The organism is Mesorhizobium sp. M0802 (genome assembly GCF_040320115.1).
Classification (GTDB): domain Bacteria; phylum Pseudomonadota; class Alphaproteobacteria; order Rhizobiales; family Rhizobiaceae; genus Mesorhizobium.
Genome location: NZ_JAMYOY010000024.1, coordinates 1 through 20,120 on the forward strand (window position 1 = coordinate 1; position 20,120 = coordinate 20,120).

At 63.0% G+C, this 20,120-nt stretch carries 21 protein-coding genes; 8 read left to right on the forward strand and 13 right to left on the reverse strand.

Annotated elements, in window-relative coordinates; genetic code table 11:
• Positions 1-400: 400 nt before the first annotated feature.
• On the reverse strand, positions 401-1,831 hold the full coding sequence (gene der, locus NKI10_RS26610; RefSeq protein ID WP_352862308.1) for a ribosome biogenesis GTPase Der: 1,431 nt from the start codon (positions 1,829-1,831) through the stop codon (positions 401-403).
• Between the two features lie 59 nt (positions 1,832-1,890).
• Positions 1,891-2,553 (reverse strand): tetratricopeptide repeat protein, encoded by a 663-nt coding sequence (locus NKI10_RS26615; RefSeq protein WP_023692117.1) that lies wholly within the window; start codon positions 2,551-2,553, stop codon positions 1,891-1,893.
• Between the two features lie 192 nt (positions 2,554-2,745).
• Here NKI10_RS26615 and NKI10_RS26620 point away from each other — a divergent pair, with 192 nt between their 5' ends.
• Entirely contained in the window at positions 2,746-3,750 is a 1,005-nt protein-coding gene (locus tag NKI10_RS26620) for a polysaccharide deacetylase family protein (RefSeq protein WP_352862309.1), read from the forward strand.
• Positions 3,751-3,776: 26 nt separating this feature from the next.
• On the opposite strand, the gene sbmA is transcribed toward NKI10_RS26620, so the two are convergent.
• The 3 genes from sbmA to NKI10_RS26635 form a co-directional block, all read right to left on the reverse strand.
• Positions 3,777-5,045: a peptide antibiotic transporter SbmA gene (sbmA, locus tag NKI10_RS26625; protein ID WP_023687099.1), complete on the reverse strand. Its 1,269-nt coding sequence runs from the start codon at positions 5,043-5,045 to the stop codon at positions 3,777-3,779.
• 115 nt (positions 5,046-5,160) lie between these two features.
• Positions 5,161-6,318, reverse strand: a complete 1,158-nt coding sequence (locus tag NKI10_RS26630; protein ID WP_352862310.1) for a YbfB/YjiJ family MFS transporter — start codon at positions 6,316-6,318, stop codon at positions 5,161-5,163.
• An 82-nt stretch (positions 6,319-6,400) separates the two neighbouring features.
• Positions 6,401-6,604: a hypothetical protein gene (locus NKI10_RS26635; RefSeq protein ID WP_023692120.1), complete on the reverse strand. Its 204-nt coding sequence runs from the start codon at positions 6,602-6,604 to the stop codon at positions 6,401-6,403.
• A 95-nt stretch (positions 6,605-6,699) separates the two neighbouring features.
• Between NKI10_RS26635 and NKI10_RS26640 the strand changes: the two genes are divergently transcribed.
• The 3 genes from NKI10_RS26640 to NKI10_RS26650 all read left to right on the forward strand — a co-directional run bounded on the left by NKI10_RS26640 (position 6,700) and on the right by NKI10_RS26650 (position 9,322).
• Positions 6,700-7,614, forward strand: a complete 915-nt coding sequence (locus NKI10_RS26640; protein WP_023687096.1) for a LysR substrate-binding domain-containing protein — start codon at positions 6,700-6,702, stop codon at positions 7,612-7,614.
• An 85-nt stretch (positions 7,615-7,699) separates the two neighbouring features.
• Positions 7,700-8,956 (forward strand): aminopeptidase, encoded by a 1,257-nt coding sequence (locus NKI10_RS26645; protein WP_352862311.1) that lies wholly within the window; start codon positions 7,700-7,702, stop codon positions 8,954-8,956.
• 9 nt (positions 8,957-8,965) lie between these two features.
• A complete protein-coding gene (locus NKI10_RS26650) occupies positions 8,966-9,322 on the forward strand; it encodes a DUF488 domain-containing protein (RefSeq protein ID WP_023668498.1) in 357 nt (118 codons plus the stop codon).
• 138 nt (positions 9,323-9,460) lie between these two features.
• Here the strand turns inward: NKI10_RS26650 and NKI10_RS26655 are convergent, their stop codons facing one another.
• Complete coding sequence (locus NKI10_RS26655; protein ID WP_023709906.1) at positions 9,461-9,808, reverse strand: ArsC family reductase; 348 nt, start codon at positions 9,806-9,808, stop codon at positions 9,461-9,463.
• A gap of 165 nt (positions 9,809-9,973) precedes the next feature.
• Here NKI10_RS26655 and NKI10_RS26660 point away from each other — a divergent pair, with 165 nt between their 5' ends.
• Together NKI10_RS26660 and NKI10_RS26665 are read left to right on the forward strand one after the other, a co-directional pair.
• Positions 9,974-10,330 (forward strand): ArsR/SmtB family transcription factor, encoded by a 357-nt coding sequence (locus NKI10_RS26660; RefSeq protein WP_023668500.1) that lies wholly within the window; start codon positions 9,974-9,976, stop codon positions 10,328-10,330.
• Positions 10,327-10,806, forward strand: coding sequence for an SRPBCC family protein (locus tag NKI10_RS26665; protein WP_023668501.1), 480 nt, complete (start codon positions 10,327-10,329; stop codon positions 10,804-10,806). The genes NKI10_RS26660 and NKI10_RS26665 overlap by 4 nt, the downstream gene beginning before the upstream one ends.
• A gap of 91 nt (positions 10,807-10,897) precedes the next feature.
• Here NKI10_RS26665 and NKI10_RS26670 read toward each other — a convergent pair whose 3' ends face one another.
• Positions 10,898-11,251, reverse strand: a complete 354-nt coding sequence (locus NKI10_RS26670) for a nuclear transport factor 2 family protein (RefSeq protein WP_023754069.1) — start codon at positions 11,249-11,251, stop codon at positions 10,898-10,900.
• A gap of 187 nt (positions 11,252-11,438) precedes the next feature.
• On the opposite strand from NKI10_RS26670, the gene NKI10_RS26675 reads away from it, so the two are divergent.
• Entirely contained in the window at positions 11,439-12,143 is a 705-nt protein-coding gene (locus tag NKI10_RS26675; protein ID WP_023668503.1) for an SOS response-associated peptidase, read from the forward strand.
• Positions 12,144-12,583: 440 nt separating this feature from the next.
• Here NKI10_RS26675 and NKI10_RS26680 read toward each other — a convergent pair whose 3' ends face one another.
• The 6 genes from NKI10_RS26680 to NKI10_RS26705 form a co-directional block, all read right to left on the reverse strand.
• Positions 12,584-13,669, reverse strand: coding sequence for an ABC transporter ATP-binding protein (locus NKI10_RS26680; RefSeq protein WP_352862312.1), 1,086 nt, complete (start codon positions 13,667-13,669; stop codon positions 12,584-12,586).
• The gene (locus NKI10_RS26685) at positions 13,659-14,258 is read right to left on the reverse strand and encodes a helix-turn-helix domain-containing protein (protein WP_023668505.1); all 600 of its coding nucleotides are present in this window, start codon (positions 14,256-14,258) and stop codon (positions 13,659-13,661) included. Before NKI10_RS26685 ends, NKI10_RS26680 begins: the two co-directional genes overlap by 11 nt.
• Positions 14,259-14,537: 279 nt before the next feature.
• Entirely contained in the window at positions 14,538-15,644 is a 1,107-nt protein-coding gene (locus NKI10_RS26690; protein WP_023668506.1) for an ABC transporter substrate-binding protein, read from the reverse strand.
• Between the two features lie 25 nt (positions 15,645-15,669).
• Positions 15,670-16,497 carry an ABC transporter permease gene (locus NKI10_RS26695; protein ID WP_023709184.1) on the reverse strand — a complete coding sequence of 276 codons (828 nt, stop codon included), beginning with the start codon at positions 16,495-16,497 and terminating at the stop codon, positions 15,670-15,672.
• A complete protein-coding gene (locus tag NKI10_RS26700; protein ID WP_352862313.1) occupies positions 16,494-17,375 on the reverse strand; it encodes an ABC transporter permease in 882 nt (293 codons plus the stop codon). The genes NKI10_RS26695 and NKI10_RS26700 overlap by 4 nt, the downstream gene beginning before the upstream one ends.
• Before the next feature lie 96 nt (positions 17,376-17,471).
• Complete coding sequence (locus NKI10_RS26705) at positions 17,472-18,749, reverse strand: NAD(P)/FAD-dependent oxidoreductase (RefSeq protein WP_352862314.1); 1,278 nt, start codon at positions 18,747-18,749, stop codon at positions 17,472-17,474.
• Positions 18,750-18,925: 176 nt separating this feature from the next.
• On the opposite strand from NKI10_RS26705, the gene NKI10_RS26710 reads away from it, so the two are divergent.
• Positions 18,926-20,083 (forward strand): fumarylacetoacetate hydrolase family protein, encoded by a 1,158-nt coding sequence (locus NKI10_RS26710; protein ID WP_023747936.1) that lies wholly within the window; start codon positions 18,926-18,928, stop codon positions 20,081-20,083.
• Positions 20,084-20,120: the final 37 nt, after the last annotated feature.

Genomic DNA, 20,120 nt, shown 5'->3' on the forward strand with positions numbered 1-20,120 from the left:
CTCATCGCGCTTGTGACCGAACCCCTCTCGCAGGAGTTGGGTGTCTCTCCCCCTTGAGCGACGGGCGCCCGCTGCTGTGGCGCGCAACCCGCCAGATCGTCGCCTCTCTGATCGCGACCATCTTTACTCAACCTTCCTTGGCGGCCCTGCGTCAAAATCTCCATGCCTTGCGATATCGCTGGCGCGAACCACCACGAAAGCGCAAGTTTCAGTCCATGACAAAGCTATCTTAGCGCCTATGCCCTCAAGGGGGGAGATTGGATCTCGCGAATGCTTTCGCCAATTTTCAACACGGCAAGAGAGGCTCCAAGGACGAAACGACTGATCTCCCCCCTTGCGGGGGAGATGCCCGGCAGGGCAGAGGGGGGTGCTGTCCCGCCAGCCTGAAGCTTATTTGCGCTCACTTGCGCTTGTTCGCTCTCCCCGCGAACGGGTTGTCCGAAGTCCGCAGCGCTATCCTAATCGGCACGCCGGGCATGTCGAAGGCTTCGCGCAGGCTGTTGGAGAGGTAGCGGACATAGGATTGCGGCATCGCGTCGGGCCGCGAGCACTGGACGACGAAACCCGGCGGCCGGGTCTTGGCCTGGGTGACGTATTTTACCTTGAGCCGGCGGCCGGCGACGGCGGGTGGCGGGTGATGCGCCAGAATGCTTTCCAGCCAACGGTTGAGCTTGCCGGTGGAAACGCGGCTGTTCCACACCTTGTGCGTCTTGATGACGGCATCCATCAGCTTGTCGAGGCTGCGCCCGGTCTCGGCCGAAACGGTCACCGCCTGGATGCCGCGCACCTGCGGCAAAAGCCGTGTGGTCTTTTCGCGCAACTCGGCCAGCAGTTCCTGCGGATTGTCGATCAGGTCCCATTTGTTGAAGGCAATGACCGGCGCCCTGCCCTCGCGGATGATCAGGTCGGCGATCTGCAGATCCTGCTTCTCGAACGGGATGGTGGCGTCGAGCACGATGATGACGATCTCGGCAAAGCGGATGGCGCGCAGGCCGTCCTGCACCGACATCACTTCCAGCTTTTCATGGATCCTGGCCTTGCGGCGCATGCCGGCGGTGTCGAACAGTTTCATCCGGCGGCCATGCCAGTCCCAGTCGACCGAGATGGAATCGCGGGTGATGCCGGCTTCCGGGCCGGTCAACAGCCGCTCCTCGCCGATCAGCGCGTTGATCAGCGTCGACTTGCCGGCATTGGGCCGGCCGACGACGGCAATGCGCATCGGCTTGGTGTCGTCATAGGGGGGTTCGGCGTCGGGATCGGTGATGTCCTCGCCGATCAGCACCTCGCTGGCGGCGATGTCCTCGGCCTCGTCTTCTTCCTCGCCGAAGGCGCGGTCTTTGCCCAGCGCCTCGATCACCGCGTCGCGCAGATCGGGCATGCCCTGGCCATGCTCGGCCGAGACTGGGATCGGCTCGCCCAAGCCCAGTTCCCAGGCTTCCAGCATGCCGCCCTGGGCGCCCTTGGCCTCGGCCTTGTTGGCGACCAGCACGACCGGCTTGCCGGACTTGCGCACGATCTCGGCAAAGGTGCGGTCGTCGGGCAGCAGGCCGGACTTGGCGTCGATGGTGAAGAAGATCAGGTCGGCCTCGCGGATGGCGATCTCGGTCTGCGCGCGCATGCGGCCGGGCAGCGTCGAAGCGGCGGCGTCCTCGAAGCCGGCGGTGTCGATGACATCGAAATGCAAATCGTAGAGTTTTGCCGCGTGGACGCGACGGTCGCGGGTGACGCCCGGCGTGTCGTCGACAAGCGCCAGCTTCCGTCCCACCAGCCGGTTGAAAAGCGTCGATTTGCCGACGTTGGGACGGCCGATAATGGCGACTTTGAAGCTCATCCGGCCCTACAATCCGTCATCCATCGCCCAAAACCGCAGCGCATTTTGGGCGATGCGTATCATGACGCGCCCGAGCCGCGGATCAGTTCGGACATCAGCGTCGCCCGCTGGCGCGCATTGCGCGGGGCGCCGTCATCGGCGGCGATCTGGTCGAACAGCTTCAGCGCATCCTGGGTCTTGCCTTCCTTCCAGGCGGCAAGGCCGAGCGCTTCGCGCGCCGTGTGGCGCAGCGTGTTGTTGTCGGCGGTCAGCGCCTCGACGCGGCTGGAGACATCGGCGACGGAGCCGTGGTCGACGAGCAGCAGGGCTGCCCGCAGGCGCGCCATGTCGCGAATGCCCTGCGGAATGGCGGTGTCGGCGGCGACGCCATCGAAATCCGTAACGGCGGCGGCAAAGTCGCCCTTGTCGGCCTTGACGGTTGCGGCGCGCATACGGGCGAGCAGTGGATAGGCGCCGTAGCCATCCTTTTCCAGCTGTTCGAGCGCTGTCAGCGCCTCGTCGCTCTTGCCGTCATTGGCAAGCTTCAGCGCCTGCGAGAAGGCATCGCCCGAGCGGTTGGCGCGGGTCTCATCCCAATAGCGGTAGCCGACGAAGGCAGCGGTGCCGAGCACCACCAGGATAGCAAGGCCAAGCAGCGCCGGACCGAAACGATCCCACAGCGCCTGCGCCTTTTCGCGGCGCATCTCGTCGTTGACTTCGCGGATAAAACTGTCGTCGGACATCAATCAAAACCATTGCTGCCCCAACAGGGGCGCTTCTTGAGCCCGCGTTTTAGCGAAATTTCGCGGGCATGGAAGGGGCTGGGCAGGAAAATCGGCTAATCGCCGGGCGCATAGCTGCCGACTTTGATCGCACCCACGCCACATTTTGCCGATAGCCGGCTTGGACTGCCTCCGATCAAGCCCAGATTGCCGATGCCACGTTTGTCCCGCGTTGTTGCGTTTTCCTCAGCCGTGTTTGCCATGGCTGGTGCGGCTTTCGCCGACCCGCCGGCGGCGCCATCCCCGGCAAAGCCGAAGCAGATCGTCATCATCTCGTTCGACAGCGCCCGTGAGATATCGCAATGGCAGCGCAGCCGGGCGCTAGCCAAGCGCACCGGCGCGCATTTTACCTACTTCCTTTCCTGCGTGTTCCTGCTGTCGCAGCAGACACGCGCCGAATACACCGCGCCGGCCAGGTCCGCGGGCAAATCCAACATCGGCTTTGCCGTCTCGAAGCAGGAAGTCGCGGACCGACTCGACCAGATCGGGCTTGCCGCTGCGGAGGGCCATGACATTGCCAGCCATGGCTGCGGCCATTTCGACGGCAAGGACTGGAGCAAGGCCGACTGGCTGAAGGAATTCGCCTCGTTCGGGCGCATTCTGGAGAACGCCTATACGATCAACGGCATTGCGCCCGAGCCCGCAGGCTGGCGCGCTATTGCCCATGCCGTGGTCGGCTTTCGCGCGCCCTATCTGTCGACCAGCAAAGGGCTCTACGAGGCCCTGCCTGAAGCCGGCTACCACTATGACGCCAGCGGCGTCTCGAACGGCCCGGTCGAGCCGCCGACCGGCGGCGGCTTGACCCGCTTTTCGCTGCCACAGATCCCGGAAGGCCCGAGTTCAAGGCCGGTGATCGCCATGGACTACAATCTCTATGTCAGGCATTCCGGCGGTTTCGAGCGGCCGAGCCAGGCAGCCGAGTTCAGCGATCGGACCTACCAGGCGTTCCGCGCCGCCTTCGACAAGCAATATCAGGGCAAGCGCATCCCGCTGGTGCTGAGCTTCCATTTCACGCTGATGAATGACGGCGCCTACTGGAACGCGCTGGAGCGCTTTGCCGACGAGACGTGCGTGAAAGCCGACGTCGAATGCATCAGCTTTCGCGATTATGTGCAGAGGCAGCGTGGTAGCGAGAGGCAGGCGGCGGTGGACGGCTGAGCCGCCAACCGTCTGTGCAAATAGGATCAAGCCGGGTCGGGTTCCTTTGCCTGTTCCTGACGCTCCATGAAGTGGCGGTCAATGTCGGGCAGCGGCTCGCCGCGAATCGTCGCCTCGAAGGCGCGAAGGCGCTTGTGAACTGACAGAAGCTCGACAATCGTCGACCAAGAATTGACGAGATACTGGAATGAGTTGGTTACCTGACTGAAGGCTGAACTGACCTGGTTGATGAGACCCAGCGTCAGCGTTCCAGCGATCATGGAAGGCACCATCAGGAAGTAGGAGAAGACGTTGTTGGTCTGAAGATAAAGATAGCGGACCACGTTGAAATACACATAGTGGAAATACAGGCGAAAGTAGTTTTGCCGCACACTCGCAAACAGCTCCGCGACGGTCTGCGGCTGCGCCCGGGCCGGATCGTCCTCACCGTAGACGAGTTCCTTGCGATATGCTGCCTCGACGCGCTGGTTACGAAACTGCAAGCCAGGAAGCTTGATGCCTGCGGTCGCAATGATGACTGTACCGAAGACTGCCCAGAAGATCGCAGCCAAAACCAGCGGCTGAGGAACATGACCGATCAATGGCAACTCTGTGACATGCTTAGAATAACTGAGCAGGATCGGCATGAAAGCGATAAGCGTCATGATGGAATCAACGAAGCTAGTGCCAAGGTCTTCCATTATCTTGGAAAACCGCATCGTGTCTTCCTGCACACGCTGTGCAGCGCCCTCAATATGGCGCAGCTTCGGCCAATAGGACATGTAGTAGTTGTTCATCGCAGTGCGCCAGCGAAACACCCAGTGGCTGACGAAGAAGTTTGTCAAAACGAACACGGTAACCGCGACAAGAGCGATACCGAGGAAAGTGATTATTTGAGCGTAAAGATCAGCCTCGGTTGCCTTGACCGTTTTGCTAACGATGCCCTGAATGAGGTCCCAAAATGGTCCATACCATGCGTTGATCGCCACGCTTACCTGCACCTGAAAGTAGGTCGTGAACAGGAGCAGCGAACTGCCGAGGATAGACCATTGGTCCCACGGGTGCGGAGAATACCAGTGCCAGAAGCCATAGAATATCAAAACGCCAAGCGCATAGTAGATGTAGAACCAGAGGAACGGAGGCGACCAGAACACCGAGACGCCTATGATGGGCGGCGCGTCGGCAAGAGCCGGAGGCAAGCCGAGAAACGCGCCAAGCTGGTCAGCACCGAGGAACCAGGCTGCCACGAGAACCGCAGTCCAGACGACGGCCGAGATGAAAAACAGCTTCGGCTGCGGGAAGAAGGATACGAACACTGTGGTGAAATCCTCGGTCGGTGCGCAAATCAGCGGGGTTCGGCGGGCATAAAGTCACACATTAGGTGGAAAGCAAATGCCCGTACCCGATGCCCGGCATCGAGCAAGACCACAATCATGGCGATTTTGGCGCGGCCGACCAGGTGATCCCAGCAGATACCAGCAATACGCCAGCAGCGACGATCGAGGCGAGGAAGAAGTTGCCCGAGGCTTGCGCCAGCAGGCCGGCGACGACAGGGCCGACGATCTGGCCGATGCCGAAGGCGGCGGTCATCATGGCGAAGATCCGGCGCGGCGCCTGCGGCACGAGCTGCCTGGCGGTCTGCAGGCCGAGTGCTGTAACGGCGATGAAGGTGCCGCCGAGCAGGACGCCCGCGAGCAACGGGCCGGCGGCGCCGCCCATGGCGACGCTGGCGGTGACGCCGACCACTTCGACCAGGCAGCCCAAGGCATAGGCGGCATAAAGCCCGATCCGTGCCGCTACCTTCTGCCACAGCCACACCGAGGGGAAGCCGGCAAGGCCGGTGACCATCCAGACGGTCGCCTCGAAGACGCGGCCGTCGCCGCCCTGGCGCACGATGGCAACGAGGAACGTCGCCGTCACCACGTAGCCGAAGCCGAACAGGCCGTAGGCAACGATAACTTTTATCAGCGACCGGTCCTTGGGCAGCGCCGGTTCGCGCCCGGCCAGGCCGGTAGCGGGCGCGGTGCCGCCGGCAAGCCAGGCGACAAGCGTAAGGCCGCCGGCGGAAATCGCCGCCGACCACAGCCAGCCCGACGCCCAGCCGGCATGTTCGGTGACCAGAACCGCCATCAGCGCCGAGGATGCCGCGATGCCGAGACCGACGCCGCCGAAATGCAGCGCCTGCAGGTCGCTTCTGTTGGCGGCTGCCAAATGACCAAAGACGATCGAGGCCATGAACACCATGACGAAGGCACTGGCCAGGCCGGCAAGGAAGCGGATGACGACAAAGGCGGTCATCGTCTCGCTCAGCCCCATCAGGCCGGCGAGCGCAGCACTTGCGGCAAGGCCGCCAAACATCAGCAGCCGCTCGCGCCCATGCGCCCAGCCGCCGGCCGCCGCAAGCGCGCCGGCGAGGTAGCCGAGATAGTTGGCCGAAGCGATCCAGCCGGCATCGGCCGGCGACAGATGCAGTTCCTCCATCATGCCGGGCAGGATCGGGGTGTAGACGAAGCGGCCAATGCCCATGGCAACGGCCATGGCGATCATGCCGGCTACGGCTAGACGCAAGGGTGATGGCGCAGCGTTCATTGCAGCGCACAATAGATTTGGCGGCCGCCGAAACAATCCGCTTTGTGTTGGGCCAGTGGCTCGCGACTAATGTCTAAGAATCTCAACCACAGCCGATTGCGCCGGTCTCGTAGGCGGTGCGGCGCGCCGTCAGGCGAAACGGCATGTCGCCGAGTTCGCGCTCCGACATGGTGTCGAGCACGGGATGCGACAGCGGATCGGTCACCCAATTGAGGACATCCCCGTCATGGCGCCGCCGCGTGTAGCCGGCGGCAAAGACTTTGAGCAATGATACGATCGTCACCATCCTCGCCTCCTCGGTCTGGTTGTCTTCGCTAGAATCTGCCCTGTCTCGCCGTCTTTCAATTGAGATTTCGGCCGCGCCGGTTTAGAAAAACTGGAATGGCTATGCTGAACCGCGTCCATCTCAACGGCCTGCGCGCCGTCGAAACCGTCGCCCGCCTCGGCTCGCTGGCGGCCGCTGCCGGCGAGCTCAACGTCTCCGTCAGCGCCGTCAGCCAGCAGATCAACCGCACCGAAAAGCAGCTTGGACAGGCGCTGTTCGAACGAACGGCGAGCGGGCTGGTGCTGACCGAGTTCGGCACGGTTTTTTCCGCCCGGCTTGGCGCCGGTTTTCGCGAGCTGGCGCAAGCGGTGGCGCTGGCGGACGAGGCAAGCCAGTGCACGCTGGTGGTTTCGGTGGCGCCGGCCTTCGCTTCGAAATGGCTGCTGCCGCGATTGTCGCGGCATTTCGACCGCCATCCCAACGTGCTGCTGCGCATCGACGCCTCGGTGCGGCTGGCCGATCTCGAGCGCTCCGACATCGACATCGCCATCCGGCTTGGCGACGGCAAATGGCCGGGCGGCCGGGCGGAACTTTTGTTGGCGCAGGAAGTCTTTCCGGTCTGCGCGCCGGTGATCGCCAAGAAACTGAAGTCGATCGAAGACCTGGCGCAGACCTGCGCCATCACCGACGAACGGGCGATGATCAACTGGGAGAGCTGGTTCAAGGCTGCCGGGGCCGAGCCGGTCAGCTTCCGCAAGGGCGCGCGCTTCACCGACCCGATGCTGTGCCTGGAATCGGCGATCGCCGGCCATGGCGTCATGCTCGGCTGGCAATTGCTGGCCGCCGATGCGCTGGCCGACGGCCGCCTCGTCGCGCCTTTCGGCGTGCGGGCGCAGAGCGGCCTCGGCTACTGGCTGGTGACCTCGGCGACCAAGACCGAAAGCCGCAAGGTGCGCGATTTCAAGATCTGGATCCGCGAGGAAATCGCGGCGACCGTGGCGCAGTTTAGCGCGCTGGAAAGCGCTGCCTAGGGCTGTCCGTCGCGACGGTGCTGGAAAGGACAGCCGCGCCGGCCTATGTTGGAACTCTCACTCCCGGACCAAGGCAGGCAGGATCATGACCACACATTCGCGCGGCGTTTCCGCAACGATCGACCCGGTGAAGCTCGACAGGCTGGCGGAAGTCGCCATCAAGGTCGGGCTGCAATTGCAGCCGGGGCAGGATCTGGTGCTGACCTCGTCGATCGCCGCACTGCCGCTGACCAGGCGCATCGTTGAGCACGCTTATAAAGCGGGCGCCGGCCTGGTGACGCCGATCTTCAACGATGACGAGATCACGCTGGCGCGCTTCCGCTACGGCGCGGATGCCGGCTTCGACCGCGCCGCCGGCTGGATGTATGAAGGCATGGCGAAGGCCTTTTCCAACAATGCGGCGCGGCTTGCCGTGCGCGGCGAGGACCCGTCGCTGTTGTCGGCGCAGGACCCGGCGAAAGTGGCGCGCGCCAACAAGGCGAACTCGATGGCCTACCAGCCGGCGCTGGAAAAGATCACCGGCTTCGACATCAACTGGAACATCGTCGCCTACCCGGATCTCGCCTGGGCAAAACAGGTCTTCCCCGGCGATGCCGACGATGTCGCCGTGGTGAAGCTCGCCGATGCGATCTTTTCGGCATCACGGGTCGATGTGGAAGACCCGATCGCAAACTGGACGGCGCACAATGCAGCGCTGCGCGGCCGCACAAAGTGGCTGAACGAGCACAATTTCCATGATCTGCATTTCAGCGGCCCGGGCACCGACCTCACCGTCGGGCTGGCCGATGGCCATGAATGGATGGGCGGCGCCTCGACTGCCAAGAACGGCGTCACCTGCAATCCGAACATCCCGACCGAGGAGGTCTTCACCACGCCGCATGCACGGCGCGTCTCCGGCCGTGTATCCTCGACCAAGCCGCTGTCCTACCAGGGCACGCTGATCGACGATATCTCGGTGCGTTTCGAAGAGGGCAGGATCGTCGAGGCCAAGGCTTCGAAGGGCGAGGACGTGCTGAAGAGAGTGCTCGACACCGACGAGGGTTCGCGCCGGCTCGGCGAGGTGGCGCTGGTGCCGCATTCCTCGCCGATCTCGGCCAGCGGCCTGCTGTTCTTCAACACGCTGTTCGACGAGAACGCCGCCTGCCACATCGCGCTCGGGCAGTGCTATTCAAAATGCTTCGTCGACGGCGCCTCGCTCAGCCAGGACGAAATCGCCCAGCGCGGCGGCAACAAGAGTTTTATCCACATCGACTGGATGATCGGCTCGGACAAGATCGACATAGACGGCGTGCATAAGGATGGCCGCCGCGTGCCGGTGATGCGCAAGGGCGAGTGGGCGTAAAGGGGGCGGATGGCCTTCGACCTGACGGTCAAGCGAATTTACGAAGCACCCGCGCCCGATGACGGGCAGCGGGTGCTGGTCGATCGCATCTGGCCGCGCGGCGTCAGCAAGGAGGATGCCGCGCTGACGCTGTGGCTGAAGGAGATCGCGCCGAGCGATGAATTGCGGAGGTGGTTCGGACATGAGCCGGCGCGATGGGCGGAGTTTCAGGTGCGGTATTCGGTCGAACTGGATGGGAATAGAGAAGCGGTGGCGAAACTGCGTGGCTTGCTCGGCAAGGCCAAGGTGACGCTGCTTTATGGCGCGCATGACGAGGCGCATAACAATGCGGTGGCGTTGGCGGGATATTTGCGCGGGACGGGTTGAGAGACAGCGAACCGCTGCATACGCCGCAAGCGAAAGCCTTCACAATTAGCGATCGCCCTCCACGCGTTCGTCATCCTCGGGTCTGCGCTGCGTCGCTTCGCTCCTTGCTACGCCATAGGCTGACGAGGCAAGGCTACGCTACTTCACCACCCCTTCATAAGCCTCCGGCTTGAACCCCACCAAAATCTCATCCCCGACCTCGAGCACCGGGCGCTTGATCATCGTCGGGTTGGCCAGCATCAGCTTCCTGGCCTTCTTCTCGTCGAGCCCTTGCTTGTCCTTGTCCGGCAGTTCGCGAAATGTGGTGCTGCCCTTGTTGAGCAGCTTTTCCCAGCCAACCTTGCCGACCCACCCGTCCAGTCTGCCCGCCTCTATCCCCTCGGCCCGGTAGTCGTGAAAGCGGTAGGGCACAGCATGGCCCTCCAGCCAGGTGCGCGCCTTGCGGATCGTGTCGCAGGTGGTGATGCCGTACATGGTGATCGTCAAAACGCGCTTCCCTTGACTGACAGTCGAATCCTCAGACAGCCTAAAACCGCCCTCCCCGCTTTGCCAGCTTCCCAATCGCTAGCGGCGCTTTTTTAGAGGTTGCCAATACTAAGGAAATTTCCTAAGTATCTGCCTGCACCGCGTCGACAGACCTCAGGATCGCCCATGCCAAGCCTCCTCGCCCCAACTACAAGTCTCCCGCCGATCGACGGCATCTTCCGCGCGCTGGCTGACCCGACGCGGCGGCGCGTGGTCGAGCGGTTGAACCGCAGTCCGGCCTCGGTCAGCGAGTTGGCGCAGCCTTTCGAGATGGCGCTGCCTTCCTTCATCGAGCATCTGAAAGTGCTGGAAGGCTGCGGTCTGGTGCGATCGGAAAAAATCGGCCGCACCAGGACCTATCAGCTGGCGCCCGAACCGCTGCAGCTCGCCGAAAACTGGCTGGCCGAACAGCGCACGCTGTGGGAGCGCCGACTCGATCAATTCGACGCCTATGTGATGAGCCTCAAGGAGCAAGAAAAGTGAGCTATCCCTTCAAGCCCGACCCCAGACTGGACCTTGTGCTGGAGCGCAAGCTCGACGCGCCGCGCGAACTCTTGTGGAGCGCGATGACGGTGCCGGAGCATGTCAAGCAATGGTTCACGCCCAAGCCCTGGCTGATCACCGATTGCGAGATCGACCTTCGTCCGGGCGGACTGTTCCGGACGCGCATGCAATCGCCCGACGGCAAGGAGGTCAACGACCGCCATTGCTGCTATCTCGAGATCGTGCCGAACGAGCGGCTGGTGTGGACCGATGCGCTGCTGCCGGGCTATCGGCCCTCGGGCGAGCCCTTCATCACCGCAGTCATTTCGCTTCAGTCGGATGACAAGGGCACGCGCTACACGGCAACGGCCATCCATCGCGACGAGGCTACCCGCAACAATCATGAAGAGATGGGGTTCTTCGACGGCTGGGGCACGGTGGCCGATCAGCTGGCGCAGTATGTGAAGACCATTTGAGCTTTTCCCACTGCGGCCAGGACTTTGTCCCGGCCGCCTGGTTTTTGGGTCGTGCAGCGAAGCGCGCGCCGGAACCCGACGGCACCCGGGCTCAGTAGTAGAAGCGCTCTTCGGTGATCTTGCCGTTCTTGACCGTGTACAGGCCAACCTCGTCCATGGTGACCCGTTCGCCGGTGGCCTGGGGCGTTATGTCGAACTTGAAGCGCACCGCGAACTGGTCGCCGTTGACATAGGGGCCTTCGACAGAGCCGCCATGGACTTCGTGGTTCGCTTGCCACCATTCGCCCTTTTGCCTGAGAGCCTCCTTGCCACGGGCGATGGCCATCGGCCCCTCCATGGCTTCGAGGCTGACGATATCATCGGCATTGTACTTTTCACCAGCACCCAGGTGATCCCCCTGCTGGAGCATTTCGGTGAAATCCTTGGCAACATCCGCGATGGTCATGTGTGTTCCTCCTGTTCAGACTGGTTTGAAGTAGGGAAGCGCTTGCCGGCCCGCCACCTTTACCCGCACGACAGCTGACACGGTGTGTCAGGACGATGGATATAGCGCGGCTGTGTGACGACGATTGCGGCGGCGTCGGACAGCGACTTCGGTTGCAGACAAAAGCCAATTCCGCAATGCTGGGTGCATGTGCAACCTCTACAACATCACGACGACGCAAGAGGCGGTCCGCCAATGGACCCGCACATTGCACGATATCAGCGGCAACCTCGAACCTTCGCTTGATGTCTATCCCAATCAACCTGGGCTTGTCGTTCGCAACAGGGCGGATGGGGAGCGTGAACTGGCGAAACTGCTTTGGGGTTTGCCAACGCCGCCCGAGCGCATGAAAGGTAAGGCCGACTACGGCACCACCAACGTTCGCAATCCGCAATATTCGCACTGGCAGCAATATGTGGGGGTCGAGCACAGATGTGTCGTGCCGGTGACCAGCTTTGCCGAGCCCAGCCCTGCGGCGAACGATAAAGACCCGGAAACAGGAATCCAGCGAAATTACTGGTTTGCCCGTGGCGAGAGCCGGCCGTTGTTCTTCTTCGCTGGTTTCTGGACGTCTTGGCAGGGCGTGCGAAAGGTCAAGGACGGTCCCGGCGACTTCGAGCTATACGCCTTCATGACCACCAAGCCTAATGCTCTCATTGCGCCGATCCATGAGAAGGCTATGCCCGTGATCCTCACCACGCCGGAGGAAACCGAGGCTTGGCTGACGGCGCCATGGTCGAAAGCACGGCATTTGCAGCGGACGGCGCCCAACGACGCGTTGGTGATCGTTGAGAAGCCAGCCACACAGATCAAGTTCCCACCACAGGCCCCGGCCCAAGGGTCTCTGTTTTAGCCCGAAATCGGCTCTCCTCAATCGTCGTCTCGCCAGATTACCCGGCGAACCATGCGGATTTCGACAAGACGTCTGACGCGAATTTTAAGGCGTTCAGCAGCGCTTGGCAGAATGATGCCTGCATCGAGCTCACGACCTTTGCAGCGCTCGCACCGCATGTGCCGCTCCACATCCCAAAAGGGGATATCACCAACCAGCTTTGCGAGATCGCCAGGCAGATAGTGTCGAGTGATGTTGCAGTTCCGACATCGAACACGAATTAGCTGCCCGACTTCATGCGCCAAGCAGAGGGTTTGCACATTTCGGCGCGGTCGGGTGCTTAGTTCGGGCATCCCGCAAAGTAGGAATATGTTCCTTTGCGAGTCAATTCACACTTAATTCCACCTTGGCGATCTTCACAGCAGGTTAAATCCAACCGTCGATGAAGGGATTGGGTTGGATCAGCTTGGCAGCATAGGGCAGTTGGCACCACGGCGCAGGCTGATATGCGCCACGTCGCCGACGCTGAATTGAAAGCCCTCGGCCTGGCGCGGCGCATCGATCACCAGCGGCAATCCCTGCCCCAGCTCAGCATGCAGCCGCAGCGTGCGGCCGTGGAAGACGATGGAGTTGACGCGCGCCGGCGCGGTGCCGGCGGCGGCATCGGTGGTGGCCAGCAAGTCCTCGGGGCGAACGCCGATGGTGCGCTCAGTGCCTTCGCCGGGTGTGTCGCCGGTTTCAGATGTTGCTTCCAGCGAAAGCCCGCCAGCGGCGAAGCGCAGGCGGTCGCCGTCGCGGCCGATGAAGCGCGATTGCAAGAGGTTCATGGTGCCGATGAAGCTTGCGACGAATTTCGTCGCCGGCCGGTCGTAAAGCGTAGCCGGCGGCGCGATCTGCTCGATGCGGCCCTTGTTCATGACGACGATGCGGTCGGAGATCGACAGCGCTTCGGTCTGGTCGTGGGTGACCATGACGAAGGTGGTGCCGAGCCGCGACTGCAGCCGCTTCAGTTCGACCTGCATCTGTTCGCGCAGATGCGCATCGAGCGCCGACAGCGGTTCATCGAGCAACAGAACGCGCGGCTCGCAGACTATGGCGCGGGCGAGCGCGACGCGCTGGCGCTGGCCACCCGACAGTTCGGAAATGCGGGCGCCGAGCTTGTCGGCGAGGCCGACCATGTCGAGGGCTTCGCGGACGCGCTTTGCCTGCTCGGCGCCGGACAGTTTGCGCAGCGACAGGCCGAAGCCGACATTCTCGGCGACCTTCATATGCGGGAACAGCGCATAATCCTGGAACACGGTGTTGACGGGACGGTCGAACGGCCTGAGCGCGGTGATGTCGCGACCATCGAGCAGCACCTTGCCGCTCGACGGGCTCTCGAAACCGGCAATGACGCGCAGGCTGGTGGTCTTGCCGCAGCCCGAGGGCCCGAGCAGGGTGATGAACTCGCCGCTGATAATGTCGAGATCGACGGCGTCGAGCCCGACAATGCCGCCGGGGAAAACCTTCGAGACCGTGTCCAGGCGTACCAGCGCATCAGGCGCCATCGCGAACCTCGGACGGCTTGGTGGTGTTGACCCAGAGGATCTGGCAAGGCTCGGTGCCGGGATTGCGGAAGGCGTGCAGAAGCGTGCTCTTGAAGGCAAAGGAGTCGCCGCTCTTCAGCACGTATTTTGTCGAGTCCACCACCAGTTCGACCTCGCCCGACAGGACATAGCCGAACTCGTGACCGATATGCGCATAGGCTTCCGCCGTGCCGCCATCGGCTTCCACGGTCACCAAGAGGCCGGTCAGCGCCGCGCCCGGCGGCGACAGCAGCGCCTTGGCGATGCCTTCCGACTTGACCGGGAGCTGCCGCCTTTTGTCGGCGCGCACGCAATAGAGATCGTTGGCGGCTTCGTTGCCGTCGGTGATCAGCGCCAAAGGCTCGATGTCGAGCGCGGCCGCAAGCGGCCAGATCACCTTGACGCGCAGCGAAGACAGGCCGCGCTCGATCTGGCTCAGCGCACCAATGGAGACGCCGGCTTTTGCTGCCAGCTCGGCCAACGACAAATTGCGCTCCAGCCGCAGCGCCCGCACGCGCCGGCCGACGCGAATGTCGGCGTCGGCCTTTGGTTTCGCTTCAAGCATGTCCATCAGTTGGTCCTTGTTGCAGTCTTTGGCGCGGCGGCAAGACCCGCGGCTTCAGGAGATTAGTCACAATTACCTGCCGTCGGCGCTGCCCTCATTGTCCTGCCGGACATTTCTCCCCGTATAGTGACGGGGAGAAAGCGGCTGGTCGCAAACTCGGCGCCATTTCTGCAACGTTTGCGATTTGCGAAATCGCTGGTGACAGCGCCCCTCTCCCCGTCACTATACGGGGAGAGGATGCCGGCAGGCAGGTGAGGGGCAGCGCAACCGTCGGCGATGGATCCCTCACCCGCCCGCCTTCACTTTCTCGAACATCTTCGCCACATCGTCGTTCTGCTTCATCGGGCCGGTGAAGATGGTGGTCTTCAGCATCACCTCCGGGTCCGCCGGCAATTGCAGCTTGTCCAGTTCGTCCTTCGCCACGCCGGCGAAGGCGGTGCTCAGCGAGCTGCCATAGCCGTAGGCCTGGATCAGGTACTTACCCGAGTCGGCGTCGAGCCGGCTGTTGATGAAGTCATAGGCGAGGTCGACGTTTTTGGCGTCCTTGAGCATGACGAAGCCGCAGGCCCAGGTCAGCATGCCCTCCTTCGGCTTCATGAACTCGACCGGCACGCCCTGCTTCTTCAGCGAGGTTGCCGACGCGTTCCAGGTCATGGCGGCGACCAGCTGGCCGCTGGCCAGCGCCTGTTCGACCGAGGTCATGTCGGTGGTGTAGTTGGAGAGCAGCGGACGCTGCTCGCGCAATTTTTCCGCCACCTTGTCCATCTGCTCCGGCGTCATATCGAAGGGGTTTACGCCGGCCAGAAGTGCTGCAACGATCGGCGTGTCATGCACGGCATCGATGGTCGCCATGCGGCCGGCATATTGCTTGTCCCACAGAAGGTTCCAGCTCGCTTCCGGGTTCTTCACCAGATCGGTGCGGTAGAGGATCGAGGTGTTGCCCCAATCCCACGGCACCATCCAGACCTTGCCGTCGCCGGCCTGGATGTCGGGCAGGTTCTTGAACACCGGGAAGATCGAATCCCAGTTCTTGATGCGCTTGGTATCGATCGGCTGCAGCAGGCCTTCCTTGTTCCAGCGCGCCACCTTGTCGTAGCAGGGATGGGCGATATCGGGGCGGAAGCCGGCCTTGACCTTGGTGAAGGCATCGTCGTCGTCGCCGAAGATCGAGGCCTCGACGCCATCGGGATGGGCCGTCAGGAAGCTCTTGTTGAAGTCTGGCAGTTCATAGCCGGACCAAGTGAAATATTGCAGCTTGTCGGCGGCGAAGGCGACAGTCGACGACAGGACGATTGCAAGCGCGGCAAGCCCGGTGCGGGCTGTCTTTGCAGTGATCGATTTCGGGCCAGTGATCGATTTCAGCCCAGTAATTGATTTCGGGTCGAATGCCATTTCGGTTCTCCTCTTTTGTTATGGTTCAGGCTGGACTGGTGGGCGCCGTCCGACGGGCTGTGCTCAGCCCGCGATGGCGCAGGATTTCGGCGATGCCGGCGATGATGACTGACACAGCAAGGATAGCTGTCCCCAGCGCCATCACGGTCGGCAGCGAGCGAGGAAAACGCAGTTGGCTCCAGATGTAGAGCGGCAGCGTCGGCTCGGTGCCGGCGAGGAAGAAGACGACGATGAACTCGTCGAAGGAAATCAGAAAGGCCAGCATGAAGGCCGAGACGATGGCCGGCAGCGAGAGCGGCAACATCACCCGCCGGAAGGTCGTCCAGTCGGAAGCGCCGAGATCGAGTGCGGCCTCGCGAATGGTTTTCGGAATTGCGGCAAACCGGCTGCGCATGATCACCACGGTGGTCGGCAGCGCCACCAGTATGTGGCCGAGAACGATGGCGATGCGCGACGGGCCGAGGCCGATGAGATTGACGAGGATCAGCAACGATATGCCGACGATGACGCCGGGGATCAGGATCGGCAGCCTGGAGATGGCGCTGATGGTGGCGGCGAGCGGCGAACGACCGTAGAGGTCCATATAGGAGACGGTGATGCCGCAGAGCGTGGCGCCGGCGGCGGCCACGACGCCAATGACGAGACTGTTCAAAAGCGCGCCGGACAGCGCCGGATTGCCATAGAGCGTGGCATACCATTCGAGCGTGAAGCCCTGCAGCGGAAACGCGGCCTGGATGGAGTTGTTGAAGGAAAACAGCGGGATCAACAGCACCGGCAGATAGAGGAAGACGAGATAGGCAAGCACATAGACGCCGAGCCAGCCGCGGCCATCATCTCTCCGCGCGGCGCTCATGTGCGGCTGCCGAATCTGCGGTCGGCGCCGCGTGCGACCAGCACCACGCAGAGGATGACCAGCATCACGCAGACTGAAAGTGCCGCCCCGAACGGCCAGTCATTGGCCTTGCCGAACTGCGACTGGATCAATGTGCCGATCATGGTGCTGGCGGGACCGCCGACCATGGCCGGGGTGACATAGTCGCCGACCGTCGGCACAAAGACGACGAGGGCGGCCGCCAGAACGCCCGGCATCGAATTGGGCAAGACGACGCGGCGAAACGCCGTGAACGGTCTGGCGCCGAGATCGGAGGCGGCTTCGAGCAGTGATTTCGGGATGGTGTCCAGCGCCACATAGATCGGCAGGATGGCGAAGGGCGCATAGGCATGCGCCAGCGTGACGACCACCGCCGCCGGCGTGTTGAGGAAGGCCAGCGTCGGCTCCGACCAGATGCCGCTTTCGATCAGCGCCGAGTTCAAGACGCCGTTGTAGGCGAGCACGATCTTCCAGGCGAAGACGCGCAGGAGATAGCTGGTCCAGAACGGCAGGGTCACCAGAAACAAAAGCAGGCTGCGGCGGCGGCCGGCATGGAAGGCGAGATAGTAGGCGACGGGATAGGCGGTGACGACGGTCGCCAGCGTCACCAGGCCGGCGATCACCAGCGAGCGCAGCGTCACCGTCCAGTAGAGCGGATCGGAGACCACGGTGCTGAAGTTGCCTGCCGTGAAGCCGGCGCCGAGCAGCGAACCGTCATTGCCGCGAAGTGAGAGGAAGAGCACAAGGCCAAGGGCAAACAGGATCAGGAACAAGGTGACCAGCCCGCCCGGCAGCAACATGGCGAAGCGGAAGCCTCGGGACGACCCTGCCGGCGCTTCTGTTGCAACGATGCTCGACATCGGACTGCTCAACGGAGATATGAAATCGGCTTAGCTTTTTTCATATTTGTGAAACTGTCAAGCTGAATCCACGAGGCCTAGGCGACCGGCACCCAATCAGCGCTCGAAGGCGTCGAGCATCCGGTACCAGGCGATGGTCGCGGCGACGCCGACCTGGCGGAAGGCGTGGAACGGGATCGACCGGACCGGCGACAGCGGGAACGGCAATTGATTGACATCGCCGCCCGCGAGGTAGCCCGCCATGCGTTTTCCCAGCGCGGTCATCAGGCCGACGCCCCTGCCCTGGCAACCAACCACGGCGAGCAGGCCCTTTTCCGGCTCATGGATGTGCGGCAGGTGATCCGGTGTCATCGCCACGCGGCCGAACCAGCGCTTCTCGATGACGACATCGGAGAGCGCCGGATAGAGCCGCACCAGCGCGTGCTGCAGATGCGCCCAGTCGGCCTCGCTCCTCGGCCGCGCCATGCGGCCGCGGCCGCCAAGCACCAGATGGCCGTCGGCTGTTTTGCGGTAGTAGACGAGAATGCGCCTGGAGTCGGACACCGCCTGCCCTTCCGGCAGGATCGTCGCCGCAAGGTTGGATGACAGCGGCGCGGTCGCGACCTGGAAGGAATGCAGCGGCACGATCGTTTCCGCGAGGCCCGGAAGCAGTCCATCGGTATAGGCGTTCGTCGCCAGGACAACCGCTTTCGCCCGCACCTCGGCGCCGCTTTCGGTTGAGACACGCCAAAGGCCGGCCTCCTTGCGGAGTTTCACCACCTTCTGCCGCTCGGCAATGCTGGCGCCGGCGGCGGCGGCGATGCGCGCCAGTTCCACTGTATAGGCGAGCGGATCGATGATGCCGGCGCGGCGGTCGAGCCAGCCGCCGAGATAGCCTTGCGCGCCGGTCATATCGGCGATCTCGCTTTCATTCAGAAGCCGGACATCGGCGCCACGCGCCCGCCATTGACCATCCCTGTTCGCCGCCGCTTTCAATGCGGTTTCGGTATGCGCGGCCTGGATCCAGCCCTTGCGGGTGAGCGGCACCGCCAGCTTTTCGTCGCGGATGAGATCGAACACCGTATCCGCCGCCGAGGCGGCGAAATCGACCAGCGCTTGGCCACGCTCGGGGCCGAAATGCTCGAGCAGCCATTCGGGATCATATTTCAGGCCGGGAATGACCTGGCCGCCATTGAGGCCCGAGGCGCCCTGGCCGATCTCGCCAGCCTCCAGCACCTGTACACCGAGACCGAGCCGGGCTGCGTGCAAGGCGGTCGACAGGCCCATGAAGCCGCCGCCGACGATGGCAACGTCGACCGGCGCAGTGACGAGCAACTGGAAGGCGGATGCGGTCTGCGGCTTCTGCCAGATCGGAACGGAAAACGGTGCGGGCAAGGCTTCACCTGGAGTATGCGGAAAATGAAAATTCTAGTGCCAGTTTCATTTTTTTGAAAGGGCGGGCCTCATGTCAGAACCGACAATTGCCTGCGCCACGGGATAGACCTTTGGCGTGAATCCGGTGAAAGTGCAGCGGCCCAGCTGCCATCTCGATCATCAAAGGACCGTAAGCCATGACGAACCCAACGCAGCTTCCCGCCGACGGGCTCTTCATCGGCCGAGCCAGGGCAAGCGATGCCTCGCATCCGCTGGTGGTCACCGTGCGCGACGGCATCGTTTTCGACGTCACCTCGACCACCGCACCCACAGTGCGCGACATCTGCGAGATGGCCGATCCGGCCGGACACGTGCGCTCTGCCAAGGGCGAACCGATCGGCTCGCTCGACGCGATCGCCGCCAACAGTTTTCAGGCCACCCGCGATCCGGCAAAACCCTATCTGCTCTCGCCTGTCGACCTGCAGGCGGTGAAGGCGTCGGGCGTGACCTTCGTGGTCAGCCTGCTCGAACGCGTCATCGAGGAGCAGGCGCGCGGCTCGGCGGAAAAGGCCGACGCCATCCGCGCCGACATTGCCGGGCTGATCGGCCACGATCTGTCGAAGCTGAAGCCCGGCTCGCCTGAGGCGATGGAGATCAAGGCCAAGCTCATCCAGCGCGGCGCCTGGTCGCAATATCTGGAAGTCGGCATCGGCCCCGACGCCGAGATCTTCACCAAATGCCAGCCGATGGCGTCCGTCGGCTTCGGCGCCGATGTCGGGCTGCATCCTGTCTCCACCTGGAACAACCCCGAGCCGGAGATCGCCATGATCGCCGCCAGCACCGGCAAGATCGTCGGCGCGACCATCGGCAACGACGTCAATCTGCGCGACGTCGAGGGACGCTCGGCGCTGCTGCTCGGCAAGGCCAAGGACAACAATGCCTCGGCCTCGCTTGGGCCCTTCATCCGGTTGTTCGACGCAAGCTTTTCCATCGACGATGTCAAGCGCGCCACGGTGGGGCTGAAGGTCGAGGGCGAGGACGGGTTTTCGCTGGAGGGCGCGAGCTCGATGGCCGAGATCAGCCGTTCGCCCGAAGAGCTGGTCGCGGCCGCCATGGGGCCGCACCACCAGTATCCCGACGGCTTGGCGCTTTATCTCGGCACCATGTTCGTGCCGTCGAAGGATCGCGGCGAGAAGGGCAAGGGATTCACCCACAAGATCGGCGACATCGTCACCATCTCGTCGGAGAAATTCGGCGCGCTGGTGAACCGCGTGCTTCTGTCGCCCGATTGCCCGCACTGGACCTACGGCGCCAGCCATCTCATGCGGGACCTCGCCAAGGCCGACCTGATCTGATTTCGGAGCAGCGGGACGAACGGATAGCCGATAAACG